Source organism: Pseudomonas putida, assembly GCF_050990305.1.
Lineage (GTDB): Bacteria > Pseudomonadota > Gammaproteobacteria > Pseudomonadales > Pseudomonadaceae > Aquipseudomonas > Aquipseudomonas putida_AH.
Genome location: NZ_CP158817.1, coordinates 155,323 through 170,630, shown reverse-complemented (window position 1 = coordinate 170,630; position 15,308 = coordinate 155,323). Strand labels below are relative to the sequence as shown.

Annotated in this window: 15 protein-coding genes and 1 pseudogene; 1 reads left to right on the top strand and 15 read right to left on the bottom strand. The window is 59.9% G+C overall.

What is annotated here, in order from left to right; genetic code table 11:
• Nucleotides 1-56 precede the first annotated feature (56 nt).
• The 8 genes and pseudogenes from ABTV22_RS00795 to ABTV22_RS00760 form a co-directional block, all read right to left on the bottom strand.
• Nucleotides 57-896: pseudogene (locus ABTV22_RS00795) on the bottom strand (cache domain-containing protein); the annotation flags it as partial.
• Nucleotides 897-1,328: 432 nt separating this feature from the next.
• Nucleotides 1,329-1,637, bottom strand: a complete 309-nt coding sequence (locus ABTV22_RS00790) for a type II toxin-antitoxin system RelE/ParE family toxin (protein ID WP_433738103.1) — start codon at nt 1,635-1,637, stop codon at nt 1,329-1,331.
• Nucleotides 1,634-1,933 carry a type II toxin-antitoxin system prevent-host-death family antitoxin gene (locus ABTV22_RS00785; protein ID WP_433738102.1) on the bottom strand — a complete coding sequence of 100 codons (300 nt, stop codon included), beginning with the start codon at nt 1,931-1,933 and terminating at the stop codon, nt 1,634-1,636. Before ABTV22_RS00785 ends, ABTV22_RS00790 begins: the two co-directional genes overlap by 4 nt.
• A 117-nt stretch (nt 1,934-2,050) precedes the next feature.
• Entirely contained in the window at nt 2,051-2,311 is a 261-nt protein-coding gene (locus ABTV22_RS00780; protein ID WP_433738101.1) for a hypothetical protein, read from the bottom strand.
• Nucleotides 2,312-2,331: 20 nt separating this feature from the next.
• Complete coding sequence (locus ABTV22_RS00775) at nt 2,332-2,934, bottom strand: hypothetical protein (protein ID WP_433738100.1); 603 nt, start codon at nt 2,932-2,934, stop codon at nt 2,332-2,334.
• Nucleotides 2,931-3,512 carry an RNA polymerase sigma factor gene (locus ABTV22_RS00770; protein WP_433741260.1) on the bottom strand — a complete coding sequence of 194 codons (582 nt, stop codon included), beginning with the start codon at nt 3,510-3,512 and terminating at the stop codon, nt 2,931-2,933. Before ABTV22_RS00770 ends, ABTV22_RS00775 begins: the two co-directional genes overlap by 4 nt.
• A 29-nt stretch (nt 3,513-3,541) precedes the next feature.
• The gene (locus ABTV22_RS00765; RefSeq protein ID WP_433738098.1) at nt 3,542-5,260 is read right to left on the bottom strand and encodes a vWA domain-containing protein; all 1,719 of its coding nucleotides are present in this window, start codon (nt 5,258-5,260) and stop codon (nt 3,542-3,544) included.
• A gap of 86 nt (nt 5,261-5,346) precedes the next feature.
• On the bottom strand, nt 5,347-5,907 hold the full coding sequence (locus ABTV22_RS00760) for a YbhB/YbcL family Raf kinase inhibitor-like protein (RefSeq protein ID WP_433738097.1): 561 nt from the start codon (nt 5,905-5,907) through the stop codon (nt 5,347-5,349).
• Nucleotides 5,908-6,046: 139 nt separating this feature from the next.
• Here ABTV22_RS00760 and ABTV22_RS00755 point away from each other — a divergent pair, with 139 nt between their 5' ends.
• Nucleotides 6,047-7,570, top strand: coding sequence for an FAD-dependent oxidoreductase (locus tag ABTV22_RS00755; protein WP_433738096.1), 1,524 nt, complete (start codon nt 6,047-6,049; stop codon nt 7,568-7,570).
• Nucleotides 7,571-7,681: 111 nt separating this feature from the next.
• Here ABTV22_RS00755 and ABTV22_RS00750 read toward each other — a convergent pair whose 3' ends face one another.
• The 7 genes from ABTV22_RS00750 to ABTV22_RS00720 form a co-directional block, all read right to left on the bottom strand.
• Nucleotides 7,682-9,187 (bottom strand): YdgA family protein, encoded by a 1,506-nt coding sequence (locus tag ABTV22_RS00750; RefSeq protein WP_433738094.1) that lies wholly within the window; start codon nt 9,185-9,187, stop codon nt 7,682-7,684.
• A 283-nt stretch (nt 9,188-9,470) separates the two neighbouring features.
• On the bottom strand, nt 9,471-10,106 hold the full coding sequence (locus ABTV22_RS00745; protein WP_433738092.1) for an NADH:ubiquinone oxidoreductase subunit N: 636 nt from the start codon (nt 10,104-10,106) through the stop codon (nt 9,471-9,473).
• A gap of 92 nt (nt 10,107-10,198) precedes the next feature.
• Nucleotides 10,199-11,647, bottom strand: coding sequence for an efflux transporter outer membrane subunit (locus ABTV22_RS00740; RefSeq protein WP_433738091.1), 1,449 nt, complete (start codon nt 11,645-11,647; stop codon nt 10,199-10,201).
• Nucleotides 11,644-12,531: an efflux RND transporter periplasmic adaptor subunit gene (locus tag ABTV22_RS00735; protein ID WP_433738090.1), complete on the bottom strand. Its 888-nt coding sequence runs from the start codon at nt 12,529-12,531 to the stop codon at nt 11,644-11,646. The genes ABTV22_RS00740 and ABTV22_RS00735 overlap by 4 nt, the downstream gene beginning before the upstream one ends.
• Nucleotides 12,528-12,737 (bottom strand): DUF1656 domain-containing protein, encoded by a 210-nt coding sequence (locus tag ABTV22_RS00730; protein WP_433738089.1) that lies wholly within the window; start codon nt 12,735-12,737, stop codon nt 12,528-12,530. Before ABTV22_RS00730 ends, ABTV22_RS00735 begins: the two co-directional genes overlap by 4 nt.
• The gene (locus tag ABTV22_RS00725) at nt 12,734-14,806 is read right to left on the bottom strand and encodes an FUSC family protein (protein WP_433738088.1); all 2,073 of its coding nucleotides are present in this window, start codon (nt 14,804-14,806) and stop codon (nt 12,734-12,736) included. The genes ABTV22_RS00730 and ABTV22_RS00725 overlap by 4 nt, the downstream gene beginning before the upstream one ends.
• Nucleotides 14,803-15,213, bottom strand: coding sequence for a MarR family winged helix-turn-helix transcriptional regulator (locus ABTV22_RS00720; protein ID WP_433741258.1), 411 nt, complete (start codon nt 15,211-15,213; stop codon nt 14,803-14,805). Before ABTV22_RS00720 ends, ABTV22_RS00725 begins: the two co-directional genes overlap by 4 nt.
• Nucleotides 15,214-15,308 lie beyond the last annotated feature (95 nt).

Sequence of the window (15,308 nt, the reverse complement as noted above, 5' to 3'; positions counted from 1 at the left end):
ATACGCTCAACGAAGCGGTTGAAGGCGTTCCCGAGAATGCCGAACTCGTCCTGGGTATGAATGACCAGGCGCTTGGTCAGGTCGCCTTCACCTTCGGCGATATCTTCCATGGCGCGGCTCATGGCCTGCAGCGGTTGTAGCAGCAGACGAATCAGCATGCCCAGCAGGGCAATGATGAAGACCACGGCGAACACCGTGGCTACAACCGCTGAAGAACGGAATTCACTGAGCCTGGAAAAGGCCTTGTCCTTGTCGATGGACAGGCCGATGTACCAGTTCACCGAAGGCAGGCCTTTGATCGGGGCGAACGTGACGAGGCGGGTCTGGCCATTGGCCTGGACTTCAGTCAACTCGCCGTTGATCCGTGGCGTGCCCTGCGGGAAGAGATCGCTCAGGCTCTTCATCTGCATGTTTTTGTCGGGGTGGACCAGCACCTTGCCATCGGAGCTGACCATGAAGGCGTAACCCGCTCCGCCCAGATCCAGCTTGTTGATGATGTCGACCAGCGCACCGAAGCTCACATCACCGCCGACCACGCCAACGGTCTGCCCCGACTTGCGAATGGCCGTCACCATCGAGACCACCAGCGTGTTGGTGGCCATTTCGACGTAAGGCTCGGTCATGGCGACGCTGTTGTTAGCCTCGGCAAGCTTGTACCAGGGGCGCGTGCGAGCATCGTAGCCGTCCGGCATCTTCGCATCAGGCAGGATGGCGAATTCGCCTTTGGCGGTCGCGACGTAGGTGCTGGGGAAACTCGACACCAGCGTTTTCTGTGCCATCAACGTGGTGATGCTGGACATCTCCGGGTTCAGGGCCGCGTTTTGCGCCAGGTTTTCCACCAGCAGGGTGCGACCGTCAAACCAGTTCTTGATGTTGGCTGCCGTGACTTCGCCCATTTCATGGAGGTTGTTTTCCAGATCCTTGCGGATGGCGTTGCGCTGGAGGTAGTCGTTGTACAACGTGAATAGCGTGAAGGCGGCTACCACGATCAGCGACGCCGCAAGAAGGATCTTGTGGCTGAAACGGAGGGTTTTATTCATAACGGGTCGTGTCCACGAAGGCGTTATTGGTGATTGGCACGAGCTATATCGATAGCTACGGCACTGTATCGACCGCTTGAATAAGATATTGAACAGGTTTGTTTGTTTTTCTATACGCATTGTGAGCCGCGGCATTTTGAAACTTGATTCTGAATGCCGGATTTCAGGGCTACGAAGGAAGGGCGTGTATCGAGTCGCGTCTGGAGTGCGATGAATAAATGTGAGAAGCCTCGGGTCCGATGGGTCTGGGGCTTTTTACGGACGGAACATATTGTGGTTGCGCTCGGGCTAAGAATCCATGCCGCCCTTTTCGAACAGCCGGCTTATATCTCTAGCGCCATGTAACACACGCTCGACCTTAATACTGTTGTCCTCAAGACAATAAAAGATCAGATACCTGCCGTGGGAAATCACTCGCAGTCCCTTGGCACAGTCTTCTCTGGCGATGCCAAGGTTCGGCAGATCGAGCAACTGCGAACAACGTTGACGCAACTCACCGACAAACGTCCGTGCGCGCTCAGGGTTGTCGCGGGCAATGTAGCGAGCAATTTGCAGTAGGTCTTCTCGTGCCAATGCGGTGAAGAACAGCTGCCTCATCGATTAGTGTGCTCTGCCGCTGCCTCATCGATGAGCGCATCAAGCTCGGCAAAAACAGCATCAGCTGCGACCGCCGGTCGTGGGTCATTTCGGCTAGCCGTAATCGCCTCCCGAATTTCTGCGGCGTGTAACCGATCAAGCAACTGCTGATACACAGCATGCGGTAGAAGATAGGCGGCGGGCCGATTGTGGTTGAGCACGGCAACAGGCTCGGAGCCCGCTTGCTCGATCACAGTGCTCGGACTGCGTTTGAGTTCCGTAATGCTGACCGAACGGCTTGCAAGTAATTGCTCCACAATGGCTCCAAATGTACCAAAAATAGTACTTTATAGTGTTCGATCTTCAAGGTATCGGTCAACAAGCACCTGACCAGTGCGGACGTGGCCCACAAAAAAACCGCCGAGGCGGTTTTTTTATTCTGTCGTCCAATCAAACTCGTCGTACTCATCATCCTCGTCGTCCTCAAAGAATTCCTCTTCAAGGTCGTCATCCTCAGCCTCTTCCGGCTGGTTCAGCAGAAAATCCTTACGACTCTCGGTAATCGCTCGCCGAAGTTCTTCGCCCTTTTCCGGGCAGTTGAGCATTTGGGCGATGCGGTCGATTTTTTTTGTCACGGCATCCTCCAACGCATCGACTATGGCCCGATAGTGCGCGCTTTCGGGCCGGGTTGCCAAATGCTCGTGTGGTTTGCCGATCAGTTTTTCTGCATGTCTTTGAGTCGGTTGCCGAGGTTTTCTTTGGGGTAGCGTTTTTGCAGGTCGGCCAGGAGCTTGTCGGCGGCTTGGGTTTTTCCGGTTTTTTGCAGGTGGATGACTTCGCGCAGTTGGTCGTCCAGGGATTTTGCCGGGGCGGCTGCACGTTTGCTGACCTTGGCTTCATCGGCCATGTCGGCGCTCAAGGATTCGCGTTGTGCAGGGGCGGCCGATTCGGCCATGGGCGCTGCGGGTGCAGGGGCAGATAACGAGCGAGCAATCGCTGATGGCTCAGCTTCCTGTTTGGCGACCGGTGCAGAGGCTTTGGGCACAGGGGCGAAATCGTAGCTCGGTACGGACTCCGGCGAGCGCTGCACCAGCGCCAGCATCAGCCCGACGCCCACGAGGCTGGCGAACGCGACTTGCCAGCGCGGCTTCTGGCAGGCCTGTACCCAACGCTGCCACAGGCCGAGTTTCGGCGCGGGCACTTCGCGCTGCGCGGCGGCCAGGATGAAGGCATCGAGATGGGCCGCAGGTTCGCCACTTCCGTGCTTACGATAATGTTCAACCACCTGTTCTGGCGGTGTCTGGCGGGCGTCAGTCATGTCAGTACCTCCTCGGCCAGCAGCCGACGCAGTTTTTGCTGGGCGTACCGCAGGCGGCTCTTGACCGTTTCCAGCGGTGTTTCGGTGAGGGTGGCGATTTGCGGCAGATCCAGATCGCTGTAGGCACGTAGCAGGAACACTTCGCGCTGATCGGCGGGCAACGTTTGCAGGGCGGCGTCGAGGCGTTGACTGTCGCGGCTCAGGCTCAGCAGTTGCTCGGGATCGGTGGTTTCGTCGGCCAGGGCGTGGGCCTGTTCGTCATAGCTGTCGTGCAGCGGTTGATGAACACCATGCTTGCGCCAGTGGTCAATCAAGCGGTTGCGGGCAATCTGGTACAGCCACGTACGAAAAGTCGCCCTGCCCTGTGGCTGACTGCCGCTGCGGATCAGGCTCAGCCAGGTTTCCTGATACACCTCTTCGGCCCGTTCCGCACTGCCGCTGAGCCCCAGCAAAAATCGGTACAGCCCCTGACGATGGCGTGTGTACAGAATCTCGAACGCCGCACTGTCGCCCTCGCGATAACGGGCCAGCAGCGATTCGTCGCTGCTGGCCTCAAGGCTGTTGGCGGGTGCAAACAGCTGGCTGATGAACCCCTTGAGTCGGCTCACTATTCAATCCGTCGCACAGTGTCTGTCGGATTCGTCGCCGTGGTGGTGCGCAGGCTCTGCGCCAGCGCCACCAGTTGCACGAACTCTCCGCGCAGGCCGAAGCGATCATCGCCCCGCGCGCCACGGGCCAGCGCTTCGGTATCTTTCAGGCTGAATTCGCCGGTGTAACGGCCGTCCTTGAGTTGCTGGGAAAACGCCGCCACGGCGGCGGCAAACCGCAGATCGTCACTGGCCGGTTTCACGCTGTCGGTGATGGGGCGCTCGATCAGGCGACTGTTCCCACCCTCCGGTAACTGATAACGCACGCGCAGCATTGCCAATTCCCCGTTCTTGCCAGAAACACCGATGTCCGATTGGCCGTAGCGCAACGGCTCCAGCCAGCCCTTCTCACCCACCGGTACAATTTCGTACAACGCCGTCACCGTATGCCCTGCCCCGATTTCGCCAGCATCAACCTTGTCGTTGCTGAAATCCTCACGCTTCAACGCGCGATTCTCATAACCCAGCAACCGATATTCGCTGACCTGCGCCGGATTGAATTCAACTTGCAGCTTCACGTTTTTCGCCACCACCGCAAGGGTTGAACCGAGTTGATCCACCAGCACCTTGCGCGCCTCGCGCAGGTTGTCGATGTAGGCATAGTTGCCATCGCCGGCATCGGCCAGTTGTTCCATCAGGTGTTCATTGTAGTTATCCACACCGAAACCCAGGGTGGTCAGGGATACGCCTGTCTTGCGTTTATCCACAGCCATTTGCTTGAGGCTGTCGAAGTCACTGACACCGACATTGAAGTCCCCGTCAGTCGCCAGCAGGACGCGGTTGATGCCCTTGGGGATAAATGCCAGTCGTGCCTGTTGATAAGCCAGTTCGATGCCCGAGGCGCCGGCAGTTGAGCCGCCCGCGGTCAGTTGATCGATGGCCGTACGAATCCTGGCCTTTTCCCGCCCGGACGTGGGTTCCAGTACCACTCGGGATTCGCCGGCGTAGACCACCAGCGACACCCGATCCTGCTCACGCAGTTGATCGACCAGCAATTTGAGTGTGCTTTTGACCAGCGGCAAGCCCTCGCGGCGATCCATCGAGCCGGACACGTCCACCAGAAACACCAGGTTCGCCGGGGGCAACTCCGCCACTGCACGGTCCGACGCCTTGATGCCGATGCGCAGTAAGCGGGTATGCGGGTTCCACGGCGAGGCCGCCAGTTCGGTGGTCACGCCAAAGGGTGAGCCATCGGTGGGCAAGGCATAGTCGTAGGGGAAGTAATTGACCATCTCCTCAAGCCGCACCGCCCCTTCCGGCGGCAGACGCCCCTGATTGAGCAGGCGGCGGACGTTGGCATAGGCGCCGGTATCGACGTCGGCGCTGAAGGTCGAGACCGGCGCCTGGGCGACACTGTGGATCGGGTTATCGGCCAGGGCCTGATATTGCTCGCGCTCTTCGTCGCGATAGCCCTGTGGATAAGAGCCCTGGGGATAAGTTTCACCGGCCGGCATCGGTGCAAGGCTTGCCAAGGGTGCAGCGCGTACGCTGCGCTTGGTCATCGCCGTATCGGCCATGACGGATTCATGCGGCACCAAGGCTTTCAGCTCGGGCTGTGCCGGGGCCGGCACCGCCGCAGACTCGGGTTTCGACGAAACGCCACAACCGGCCATGGCCAGCAGCAGCCCGGCAGCAAAACCCTGGGCGGTCGGACGAAGGTAATGCAGAGGAAGGAACATGGGGGCTGACCTCAGGAGGAAAAAATCCATTCATCCTCTGAGACGGACAGCCCCAACGCTTCGGGTTAACCCTGGTGAAAAAATATTCAGCGGTGATAACGCCGCACCACGCTGCTGTTTCTCAACACATGGCCTTTGATTTTTTCCAGGAACTGCGCACGGGTCAGGCCGGCTGGCAAGGCGTCCGGGGCCAGATCCAAGGCATAGAGCTGGATGATGTAGTGGTGGGCACTGTCGCCCACCGGCGGGCAAGGACCGACATAACCCGTGGTGCCTTTGCTATTGGTGCCGCCCACCCCTTCCAGCGAGGATTTGGTGCCGACGCCGGCCGGGATCTGATGGGTGGTGGCCTTGATGCCGTAATGAATCCAATTATCGACGCCCTGGCCTTTCTGGCCATCCGGGTCGTGCATGACGATGGCGTAGCTCTGCGTGCTTGCCGGGCCGGCGTTCCAGTTCAGTGCCGGCGATATATTGTGCCCGCCGCAACCCGCGCCATCGCTGGCCGCGGCCAAGGTGAACAAGCGGTCATCCGATACGCCTGGGATGTTCAGGGTGAAACGTTCCTGGGCCTGCGCCGCAAACGGCACGCAAAGGGCGACTGCTGCGGCCGCCAGCCAGGGTTTCAGAGAGGTCAATCGGGTCATTCCGGAGCACCTTAAGCGGGTGAGGCCGTCGTCGGCGTGCAAACTATAGCCGGACCGCTCGCGCCGTGGCACCAGGATTTGGCTGAACCTCAAGAATGGGGCCAGACTCTTAAATGAAACGCCTGCCTGGAGAGCGATCATGACCCTGCATCGCGTCGCCCGTTTCGCCGATATTCCCGACAATCGCGGCCTGGAAGTCCGGATCGCGGACAGCAAAATCCTGCTGTTGAAGGTCGGCGATCAAATGCGCGCCTATCAAGGCGAATGCCCTCACGCCGGAGCGCCACTGGTTGACGGCGCGCTGTGCAATGGGCGCCTGACCTGCCCATGGCACAAAGCTCAATTTCGCATCGAGGATGGCGGGTTGTGTGAACCACCGGCCCTCGACAACCTCAAGCGCTACCCCATCGAAGTGCGTGACGGCGAGGTCTGGGTGGATGATCAACCGCTGGCGGATGCCCATACGCCGCCGGCCGATGATGAGCGAACTTTTGTGATTGTCGGTGCTGGCGCCGCAGGTACGGCGGCGGCATCGGCACTGCGCGAAAAGGGTTTTGGCGGCCGCGTACTGTTGATCGACCGCGAATGCGCTGCCGGATACGACCGCACGGTCCTGAGCAAATTTGTGATTTCCGGAGAGACGCCACCGGATGATGTCCCGCCGCTGCGCGATGAAGATTTTTATAAACAACAGCGAATTGAACGAATCAACGCTGCAGTGACGGACCTGGACTCCCAAGGCCAAACCCTACACCTGAGCGATGGCCAATCGCTGGACTATGACGCCGCACTGCTGGCAACCGGCGGCACGCCCAAACAGCTGGAGATACCCGGCGCCGACCTGCCGCAAGTGTTTGTTTTACGCTCGAGGGAGCATGCGCAGCAGATCCTGCAAAGCGCCAAACCCGGTCAGAGAGCGGTGATCATCGGCGACAGCTTTATCGCCATGGAATCCGCTTCGTCCCTGCGCCAATACGGCCTCGACGTCACTGTTCTGGCTCGCGCGCCGGTGCCTTTGGCTAAACAGTTCGGCGAGACCGTCGGCCAGGCGATCCTGGCACTGCATCAAGCCAATGGTGTGGTGTTTCATACCGAGGGCGAAGCCACGCAGATCGAAGGAGCAAACAAGGTCGAAGCGGTGCGACTGAGCAATGGCACCCGGTTGCCAGCGGACCTGGTCCTGGCGGGAATCGGCGTAAGTCCGGCGACCGCAGCGTTTGCCGATTTACCGACGGAAAAGGACCTCTCGCTACGGGTCGACGGTGGCATGCGCGTCACGGACGGGCTCTGGGCGGCGGGTGACATTGCGACGTTCCCGCTCAACGGCCAGTCCCTGCGTATCGAACACTGGCGCCTGGCGCAACAGCAGGCGCGGATCGCCGCCGCAAACATGCTCGGTGGCGATGAGCATTACCTCGACGTGCCGTACTTCTGGACTTGGCACTTCGGTAAAAACTACGACTATCTGGGCCACGCGCAAGCCGGGGACGACGTCGAATTCAAGGGAGATCCGTTCAATCCGCCCTTTATTGGCTTGTTTGGCAAGAACGGCGTGGTGACGGCCGTCGTGGCCTGCGATGAAGAGCAGACCGTGGCGATGCTGGCCGAGCGGATGAAGCAGCCGCTGGCGGTAGACGAGGCGTGGCGTTTAATTAGGGAGTGAAACGATCTTGCGCCTCATGCTACCCGTGTAGGAGCTGCCGAAGGCTGCGATCTTTTGATTTTCAAGATCAAAAGATCGCAGCCTTCGGCAGCTCCTACACGAGTGCATGTCTTACTGAACTTCGACAGTCCCGCCAAATTTGCTCATCAGGAAACCGACGAACTCTTCGACGGTCATTTTCTGGCCGTTGAACTCCACTTGATTGTTGGCGTAGTGCAGTTTGCTGACCACGTTGTTGCCGTCCAGTTTGGCCAGCTGGCTACCGACGGCCATGCTGCTGAACATGTCGGCCGTAGCCGTCGCTTGATCGGCGATCAGTTTGGCATCGGTCTGGCCGTCGATTTGCGACTGCACGGTGAGCACGTCAACGATCATCGGCTTGGACACTTGCACATTGATGTCCAGCAGTGCGATCAACTGGCGAATCAACTGGTCGGACGGCAGGTCGATTGAAGGCGGCTTGGTCAGATCGAGCACCAGATTGGCGCGGCTTTCACCGTTGGCGGTATTGAAGGACAGGTTCTCCAGGGCCAACTTCGGACCGGCAGCGAGCAGTTGCTCCAGATTGGCCTTGAGCTGTGCCTCTTCGGCTTCGGTCAACTTCAGTTCCGGCACCGGCAGGCCGGCCTCGGTCGCTTGGGCGGCAGCCTGCTCGTACGGTTGCAGTTTGGTCTGGTAGATCTGCATCAGCGACAGGGTGGACGGAATGTCGAGGTTCTTCAGGCTCATGGCCAAGTGTGCAGACCCCACCGTCTTGCCGTTCAGGGACACTTCGCCAATCTTGTAATCGGCACGCCCGGACGCGCTGGTACCCGATTCCTGAGACTGGTTCTTCATTTCGAAATTCTTGAAGCCCAACACCGATTGTTTCGGGCCGAAGGTGGTTTTGCTGTTATTCAGCTCAAGGGTGTTCTCGCCGGTGTAGTAACCGTAGGTGCTTTTGGTCAGGTTGCTGGCCAGGGTCAGACCATTCAATTCGACCTGCACCGGTGCCTGATCTTCGGCAACGGTGGTCAACTTCAAGCTGTCCATGTAGCCGTCGGCCTTGACCTTCTGCGCCTGGGCACTGGCCGAGACGTCGACCTTAAGACCGGAGAACTTCAGGCTGGATTTTTCATCCAGCGCCGACTCCAGCGGCAGCAACTCCAGAGTGCCGTTGGTGGAGTTGTCGTAGCCAATGCTGACCACGCCCTTGAGCGGCGAAGCGTCCTTGGTGGCGGCGAACCATTTTTCCGTGAGTGGTGTTTTTTCCAATTCGTAATGACTGGTGGCCATCACCGGCAGCCACTTCAGCGACACCAGCCGCGAGAACGGCAACGGACCGTGTTCGAGACGATCGACGAACAGCAACTCGACCGGCGCCTCGCCGAACATTTCTCCTTCAGCCTTGAGGCGATAGTGCGCGGTGCTGCTGAACAGGTGGCGCTCCAGCGACACCAACTCCACGGACGCCGTGCCCTTGTGTCCGACCATCGCGGCCTGCAATTGCTGGTTGGCGTCCGCCAGGGTGGTGTTCAGCACGCTTTCGATTTTGGTGCCGGTGTACCAGGCACCGCCGACGCTGATTGCACCGATGGCGACAACGATTCCCAGTAGCACGCCTGCAGATTTATTCATGAATGACCCGTTCAATATCCGTTGTGAAGGTGTGGTCGTCTTCCCTGAACCCAAGTCGGGTTGCGGTCGCGACTGCGCTTGAAATGGCGTGCAGATTAGCATCAGGCGCGCGGGGCGGCCCAATGATTAAAGGTTAAAGAGTATCTGTGGGATCGTTGTAAGGCTTGAGCGTTTCGGTGTTCATTGAATCGCCATCGCGAGCAAGCTCAGCTCCTACAGAGGTTCGCGTTTCCCTGTAGGAGCTGAGCTTGCTCGCGATGGCGTCAGAACAGCCAGCATCAATTCAGGAATACTGCACTTCGATCTCGTCCAACTGATGATCAAAGGTTTTGAGCCGTGCGGTCCAGGTGTACACCAGCACTTCAAAATCCCGGTTGATCACCGCCCCGCCCGTCACTTCCCCACGCGGGTCGCAGAAGTCCAGTTGATAACGCTCGCGGGCCATGGCGGTGGCGACATCGGCCAGTTCCCGAGCATTGTTGAGCCAGTGCCGACCGTCGTCAGCCACTTGTTTGTCGAGCTCCAGACATTGCTTCTTCAGGGTTTCAAGGCTCTTTTCCAGCGGCGTGCCGGTGAGTTCGCCCATGACTTCCTGGAACGTGCGCCCCGGTTGCCAGTAGCTGCCCCAGAAATAGCGGTCGAACACCGTTTCGACACGGCGCAGCGCAACCTTGGTGTCCCAGATCAACACCAGGGTTTTGCCTTGTTCGAGCTGTCTTTTTTTGATCCGCTGTGTCTGGACAGACGCCCAGGCCACCGCTGCGATGGACATCGTGGCGATCAATGCCACGGCACTGTCAAGAAATGTCAGCGCCTGGTCGATCGGATGGGCCAGCATGATGCCGTAGAAGTAGGTTGCCGTGAGCAACACCAACGCCACGACGGCACACCAGAAGCCGAGAGCATAAGGGTTTTTCATTATTGGTTTCCCCATGACCTGCGCAAGCCTTGTGCGAAGCAAGGGCGTTTTTTAAGAACGCCCCGTCAACACTTCAAAGCATAGCAACGGCCTCAGGGTTTGCTGGCGTTCGACGCTTGCGTTCGTCCGCTTTCCCAGCCGCCACCCAGGGCCAGAAACAGATTGATCTGGCCAGCGGCAACCTGCGTGTTGGCCGCGGCCAGCTGCGCACGGACATCGGTGTAGGTGCGGGTGGCTTGCAAGTCGGCCAGGAACGACGCGCGTCCAGCCTGGAAGAAACGGTGAGTCTGGTCAGCCGCCAGTTTCGCCGATTGCTCGGCGTCCGCCAGGGCGTCGCGGCGTTGCAGCAACGCGGAATACTGGGCCAGGCTGGTCTGGGTTTCGCGGATGGCATTGAGTACCACGCCATCGAACTGCGCCAGAGCACCTTGAGTGACCGCTTCTGCTTCGCGGATGCGCGCGCGGGCACCGTTGGTCGGTACGCTCCAGGTCAGCGAAGGTCCGAAACCCCAGCGGTTGGTGGAGGGCTCGCCGAGGTTCTCCAGGATACCCACGGTGCCGACCGTCGCACCGAAGCTGACGTCCGGGTACAGCTGAGCCGTGGCGATGCCGATGGTCGCGGTGGCTGCCGCCAATCGACGCTCCGCTTGCCTCACATCGGGACGGCGCTTGAGCAGTGCTGCGCCATCGCCAACAGGTATCAATTGCGCGATTTTCGGCAACTCGTCACAGGTGGCGGTGCCGGCTGGCAATTGATCCACTGGCTTGGCCAGCAGCATCGACAGACGGTACAACCCGGCCTGACGCTCCGCCTCATAACGAGGCATGTCCGCGCGCAGGGATTTGAATTGGGTTTGCGAACGGGTGACCTGGGTTTCATCGCCACGCCCAGCGTCGCGCAAACGTTGAATCAGCGTGGTGCTCTGGGCTTGCAAGTCGAGGGAATGTTGGGCGATTTCATGCTCTTCGTTGGCCGCACACACTTGGGTGTAAGCACGCACCACGTCGGCCACCAGGGTGATACGCGCGGTGTCGGCGGCGGCTTGCGTCGCATCGGCATTGGCCTTGGCCGCTTCGATACCGCGCTGCAACTTACCGAACAGGTCGAACTGGTACGACGCGCTGATGGCGATATCGCCGATGTTGGCCACCGGCACTTTTTCCGGCAGCAAAAAGGCTTCGCCGGATTCCTGCAAGCGTTGGGCGCCCATCTTCACGCCGCCGCTCCAGCCACCCGCGGCCTCGGCTTCGTCGACCTGAGCGCGAGCCCGAGACAGGCTCGCCGCTGCCACGCGCAAGTCGGTATTGGAGGCCATGGCTTGCTGGACCAACTGGTCGAGTCGCGGGTCGTGGTACAGGCGCCACCAATCGGCAGGCACCGGCGCCGAGACCACCGGCTTACCATTCACCTCAAGTTCGCCCTGCAAATCTTCGCGGTGAATGGCCGCTTCGTCCGGCAAGTGATAGTCAGGCCCAACGGCCTGGCACGCCGACAACAGCAAGCCCAATCCGGCGACCGCCAAACCCGAGGCCTTGCTCATTGCGCCGGCTCCTGGTTTTTGTCGTCGATGATCGACACCGTGGCGGTACGCCCGGCGATCATGCGGAAGTCCGCCGGCACGTCATCGAAGGCAATTCGTACCGGAATCCGCTGGGCCAAACGCACCCAGCTGAAAGCCGGATTGACGTTGGGCAACAGGTTGTTGCCGCTGGTGCGATCGCGGTCCTCGATACCGGCGACGATGCTTTCCACATGCCCGCGCAGACGCGCATTGTCACCGATCACCCGGATATCGACGCTCTGGCCAACATGAATGCCGCCCAGCTTGGTTTCCTCGAAATAACCGTCGATGTGGAAGGAGTTGCTGTCGACCACCGACAACACCGGTCGCCCGGCGCTGACGAACTCCTGGGTACGCGGCGCGCGGTCGTTGACGTAACCGTCCACAGGGCTGCGGATCACCGAGCGGTCGAGATTGAGCTGAGCACTGTCCACTGCGACTTGGGCTTCCATCAATGCCACTTGGGCACGGGCTACCTTCGACTGGCTTTCTTCCAGTTGCTCGCCCGGCACCAGGTTGCCCAGGCCTTTGTTGCGCTTGGCCTCACGCTGGGCCTGGGCCAGGGTTTCTTCGCGATCGGCCACTGCCGCTTTCGCCTGGCGCAAGGCCAGTTTGAAGCGGTCCTGGTCAATGCTGAACAGCACCTGCCCGCGTTTGACCCACTGGTTATCGCGCACTTCAACCTGCTGGATCAGACCGGACACGTCCGGTGCGATCTGCACGATGTCGGCACGGATGTGCCCGTCGCGGGTCCAGGGGGCGAACATGTAATACATCACCATGCGCCAGACCACGACGACCGCGAAACTCACGATCAACAGGGTCAACGCCACACGGCCGATGGTCAAAAAAGGTTTTTTCATGTCATCAGGTATCGACTGAGTGAGTCCACGGCGCCCAGCAGCAAGGCGTAGAGAGCCACGTTAAACAATGCCCGGTGCCAGACCAGGCGGTAAAAGTGCAGGCGCGTCAGCGCCCCGTGCACCAGTAGGTACAGCACATACGTAAGACCCATCAGCACCAGCAACGTGGGCAAGAACACCCCGCTGATGTCCAGATCACCGATCATAAAGGCGCTCCATCGATGCCATGGGGAAGCGGTTCTTCAAGCTCTGCGGAACCGACGAATTCGACGCCAGGCAACAACGCCAGACGCAAGCCGCTCAGGGCGTGCAACAGATGCCGACGGGTTTCATCGTCACCGGCGCCCGACAGGGCACGGCGGGTGCGATCCATGGTCATCAGCAACGGACTCGGCGCCGGCAGGCGTTCGCCAGCCTTGAGACAGTCCTTGAAGTACTCGCCGACCTCAGCCACTACCTGACGCAGTAACGCTTGCGCTTGGCCCTGAATCCTTGGCGTGTAGGCGAGCAGGTCGAGCATGTTCAACGCCACGCGTACTTCCCGCAGGGCGATGCCGGTGTCCTGGCCGGTCATGGCCAGACGCGGCAAATGCTGCATCAGGCGATCCAGAATCTGTACACCCAGGTGCCGATGCTCGGCCAGTGAGGCCGGTTCGGTCAGGCTGACAATGTCACGCCAACTGAAGCGGGTCAGGCGCTTGGCCGCCAGCTCGGCACCGAATGGCCGAGCGATCAGGGTCCAGATGAAGGCAAACAGCAAGCCCATGGGACCGGCCAGGTTGGAATTGGCGAAACTGAGGAAGTCGGCGTCGTAGGCGCCCTGAATACTGATGAAGGACGAGGTGTTGACCAGGGTCAGCAACATGCCCAGATAGAACTGCGGCTTGACCGTCAGAGTGCCGATGACAATGAACGGCACGGAGAACGCCAGCACCAGCATCGGGAAGTCATGCAGGTTGGGCAGCACCAGGAACAGGTAAAGGCTGGCGAACAGCACCGACATTGCCGTCCAGAAAAAGAACCGGTAGATCTGCGGCGCCGGATCGTCCATCGAGGCGAAGAAACTGCACGACACGGCCGCCAGAATCACCGCGGCGCCGCCGTCGGTCCAGCCCAGCAGAATCCACAGGACCGAGGCGACAATGATCGCGGTGACGGTAGACGCCGCCGAATACAACATCAGGCCACGGTCCAGAAATGGTGTCAGCCGGCCCAGGCGCCAGTGCCGATAGACCGCGCGCCAGCTGTCCTGGTTTTCGCACTGGATGGCGATTTGCAGGCTGCGGCAGTCCTGCCACAAATCGATCCATTCGCCGAGACGATAGATAGCGTTGGAGAACAGCAGTTGCTTGCGATCTTCCAGCGCTTCGGGGCTCGGTTGCAGGGCTTCGAGTTGGTCTTTTAACGCCTGCCATCGGTCGATGTCAGCGTCTTTGTGCTGCAGCCATTCGGTGGCGGCGTCCAGCAACGGCGTGAATTTTTCCACTAACTCCGGCGTGCGCCGTTCCAGCGCGTACAACGCATCGTCGAGCGCATCGATCACAGGCATCAGGTGAATCATGCGCCCGCGCAACTCCTTGGTATTGCGTACGGTTTGTGGCCGCGAGCCTTCGTGGGGCAACTGGCCGATCATCAATTCCAGGCTGTTGAACGTTGTCACCATCGAGGCGCGCAATGCGCTGACTTCCTCGGGCTGCACGTTGCGGCCGAGAAAACGCAGGCTATAGGTCGACGCATCGGTAAACCATTTGCTCACCGAATCGTTGAACACCGGCGTCAGGCGCCGTGGCCAGAACATCGCGCTCATCACTGCCGCGACGGCGATCCCCAGAAAGATCTCTTCGGTGCGCGCTTCGGCCACGTCCCACACCGCCAACGGGTTATCCACCACCGGCAGGGCGATCAATGGCAAGGTGTACCCGGCGAGCATCAAGGCGTAGTTGTTGGCGGTGCGCAGGTGCAAGGACAGGAACAGCAGCGTGCCGGTCCACAGGGCAATGACCAGCACCAGCACATAAGGACTCTGGACGAACATGGGCACGAACAGCACTGCTGCAGCTGCGCCAACAAAGGTGCCGATCGCGCGGTACAGCGCCTTGGACGTGGTCGGGCCGAGAAACGGATTGGAGACGATGTACACCGTGGCCATCGCCCAGTAAGGACGAGGCATTTGCATGAGCAGGGCGATGTACAGCGCGATCATCGAGGCGGCGAACGTGCGCACGCCATAGAACCAGTCGCGGGCCGGGGGCATGCCGGCAAAGAAACCGTTCAAGAATTGACCACTGGCATGTGTTCCGCCGATTCGAAAGCCCTCAATACACGCAGCGTAGCTTCCAGATCACGCTGGTCGATGCCTTCGAGCACTTGGTTGCGCAAACGCACCAGTTCCATTTCGACCGTTTGCACCAGTGTGCGACCGCTTTCGGTCAGGCTCAGGCATTTGGCACGACGGTCTTGGGCATCTTCGGTGCGGCAGACATGGCCGGCATGGCATAGCTGGTCCAGTAACCGCACCAGGGACGGGCTCTCCATCCCCGACGCCTGCGCCACCGCCACCTGCCGCACACCATCGCCCAGGCGCCCAATCATCAACAACGGGACGGCACAGGCTTCGGAGATTCCATAGTTGACCAGCTTGGTCTGGCAGATCTTCCGCCAATGCCGCGCGGCCACCACCATGGAGCTGCTGATGTTCTTTTGTAGAGCGTCGAGGTCGTTTGGCACGAGGGAATGCCCATACTGTTAGTTTGCTAACTATCAATATCGCATTGGAG

Excerpts from the sequence above, each read along its gene's own strand:
- ABTV22_RS00790 (WP_433738103.1), bottom strand. The coding sequence starts at position 1,637 with ATGAGGCAGCTGTTCTTCACCGCATTGGCACGAGAAGACCTACTGCAA.
- ABTV22_RS00775 (WP_433738100.1), bottom strand. The coding sequence starts at position 2,934 with ATGACTGACGCCCGCCAGACACCGCCAGAACAGGTGGTTGAACATTAT.
- ABTV22_RS00765 (WP_433738098.1), bottom strand. The coding sequence starts at position 5,260 with ATGTTCCTTCCTCTGCATTACCTTCGTCCGACCGCCCAGGGTTTTGCT.
- ABTV22_RS00760 (WP_433738097.1), bottom strand. The coding sequence starts at position 5,907 with ATGACCCGATTGACCTCTCTGAAACCCTGGCTGGCGGCCGCAGCAGTC.
- ABTV22_RS00755 (WP_433738096.1), top strand. The coding sequence starts at position 6,047 with ATGACCCTGCATCGCGTCGCCCGTTTCGCCGATATTCCCGACAATCGC.
- ABTV22_RS00750 (WP_433738094.1), bottom strand. The coding sequence starts at position 9,187 with ATGAATAAATCTGCAGGCGTGCTACTGGGAATCGTTGTCGCCATCGGT.
- ABTV22_RS00745 (WP_433738092.1), bottom strand. The coding sequence starts at position 10,106 with ATGAAAAACCCTTATGCTCTCGGCTTCTGGTGTGCCGTCGTGGCGTTG.
- ABTV22_RS00740 (WP_433738091.1), bottom strand. The coding sequence starts at position 11,647 with ATGAGCAAGGCCTCGGGTTTGGCGGTCGCCGGATTGGGCTTGCTGTTG.
- ABTV22_RS00735 (WP_433738090.1), bottom strand. The coding sequence starts at position 12,531 with ATGAAAAAACCTTTTTTGACCATCGGCCGTGTGGCGTTGACCCTGTTG.
- ABTV22_RS00730 (WP_433738089.1), bottom strand. The coding sequence starts at position 12,737 with ATGATCGGTGATCTGGACATCAGCGGGGTGTTCTTGCCCACGTTGCTG.
- ABTV22_RS00720 (WP_433741258.1), bottom strand. The coding sequence starts at position 15,213 with ATGGTGGTGGCCGCGCGGCATTGGCGGAAGATCTGCCAGACCAAGCTG.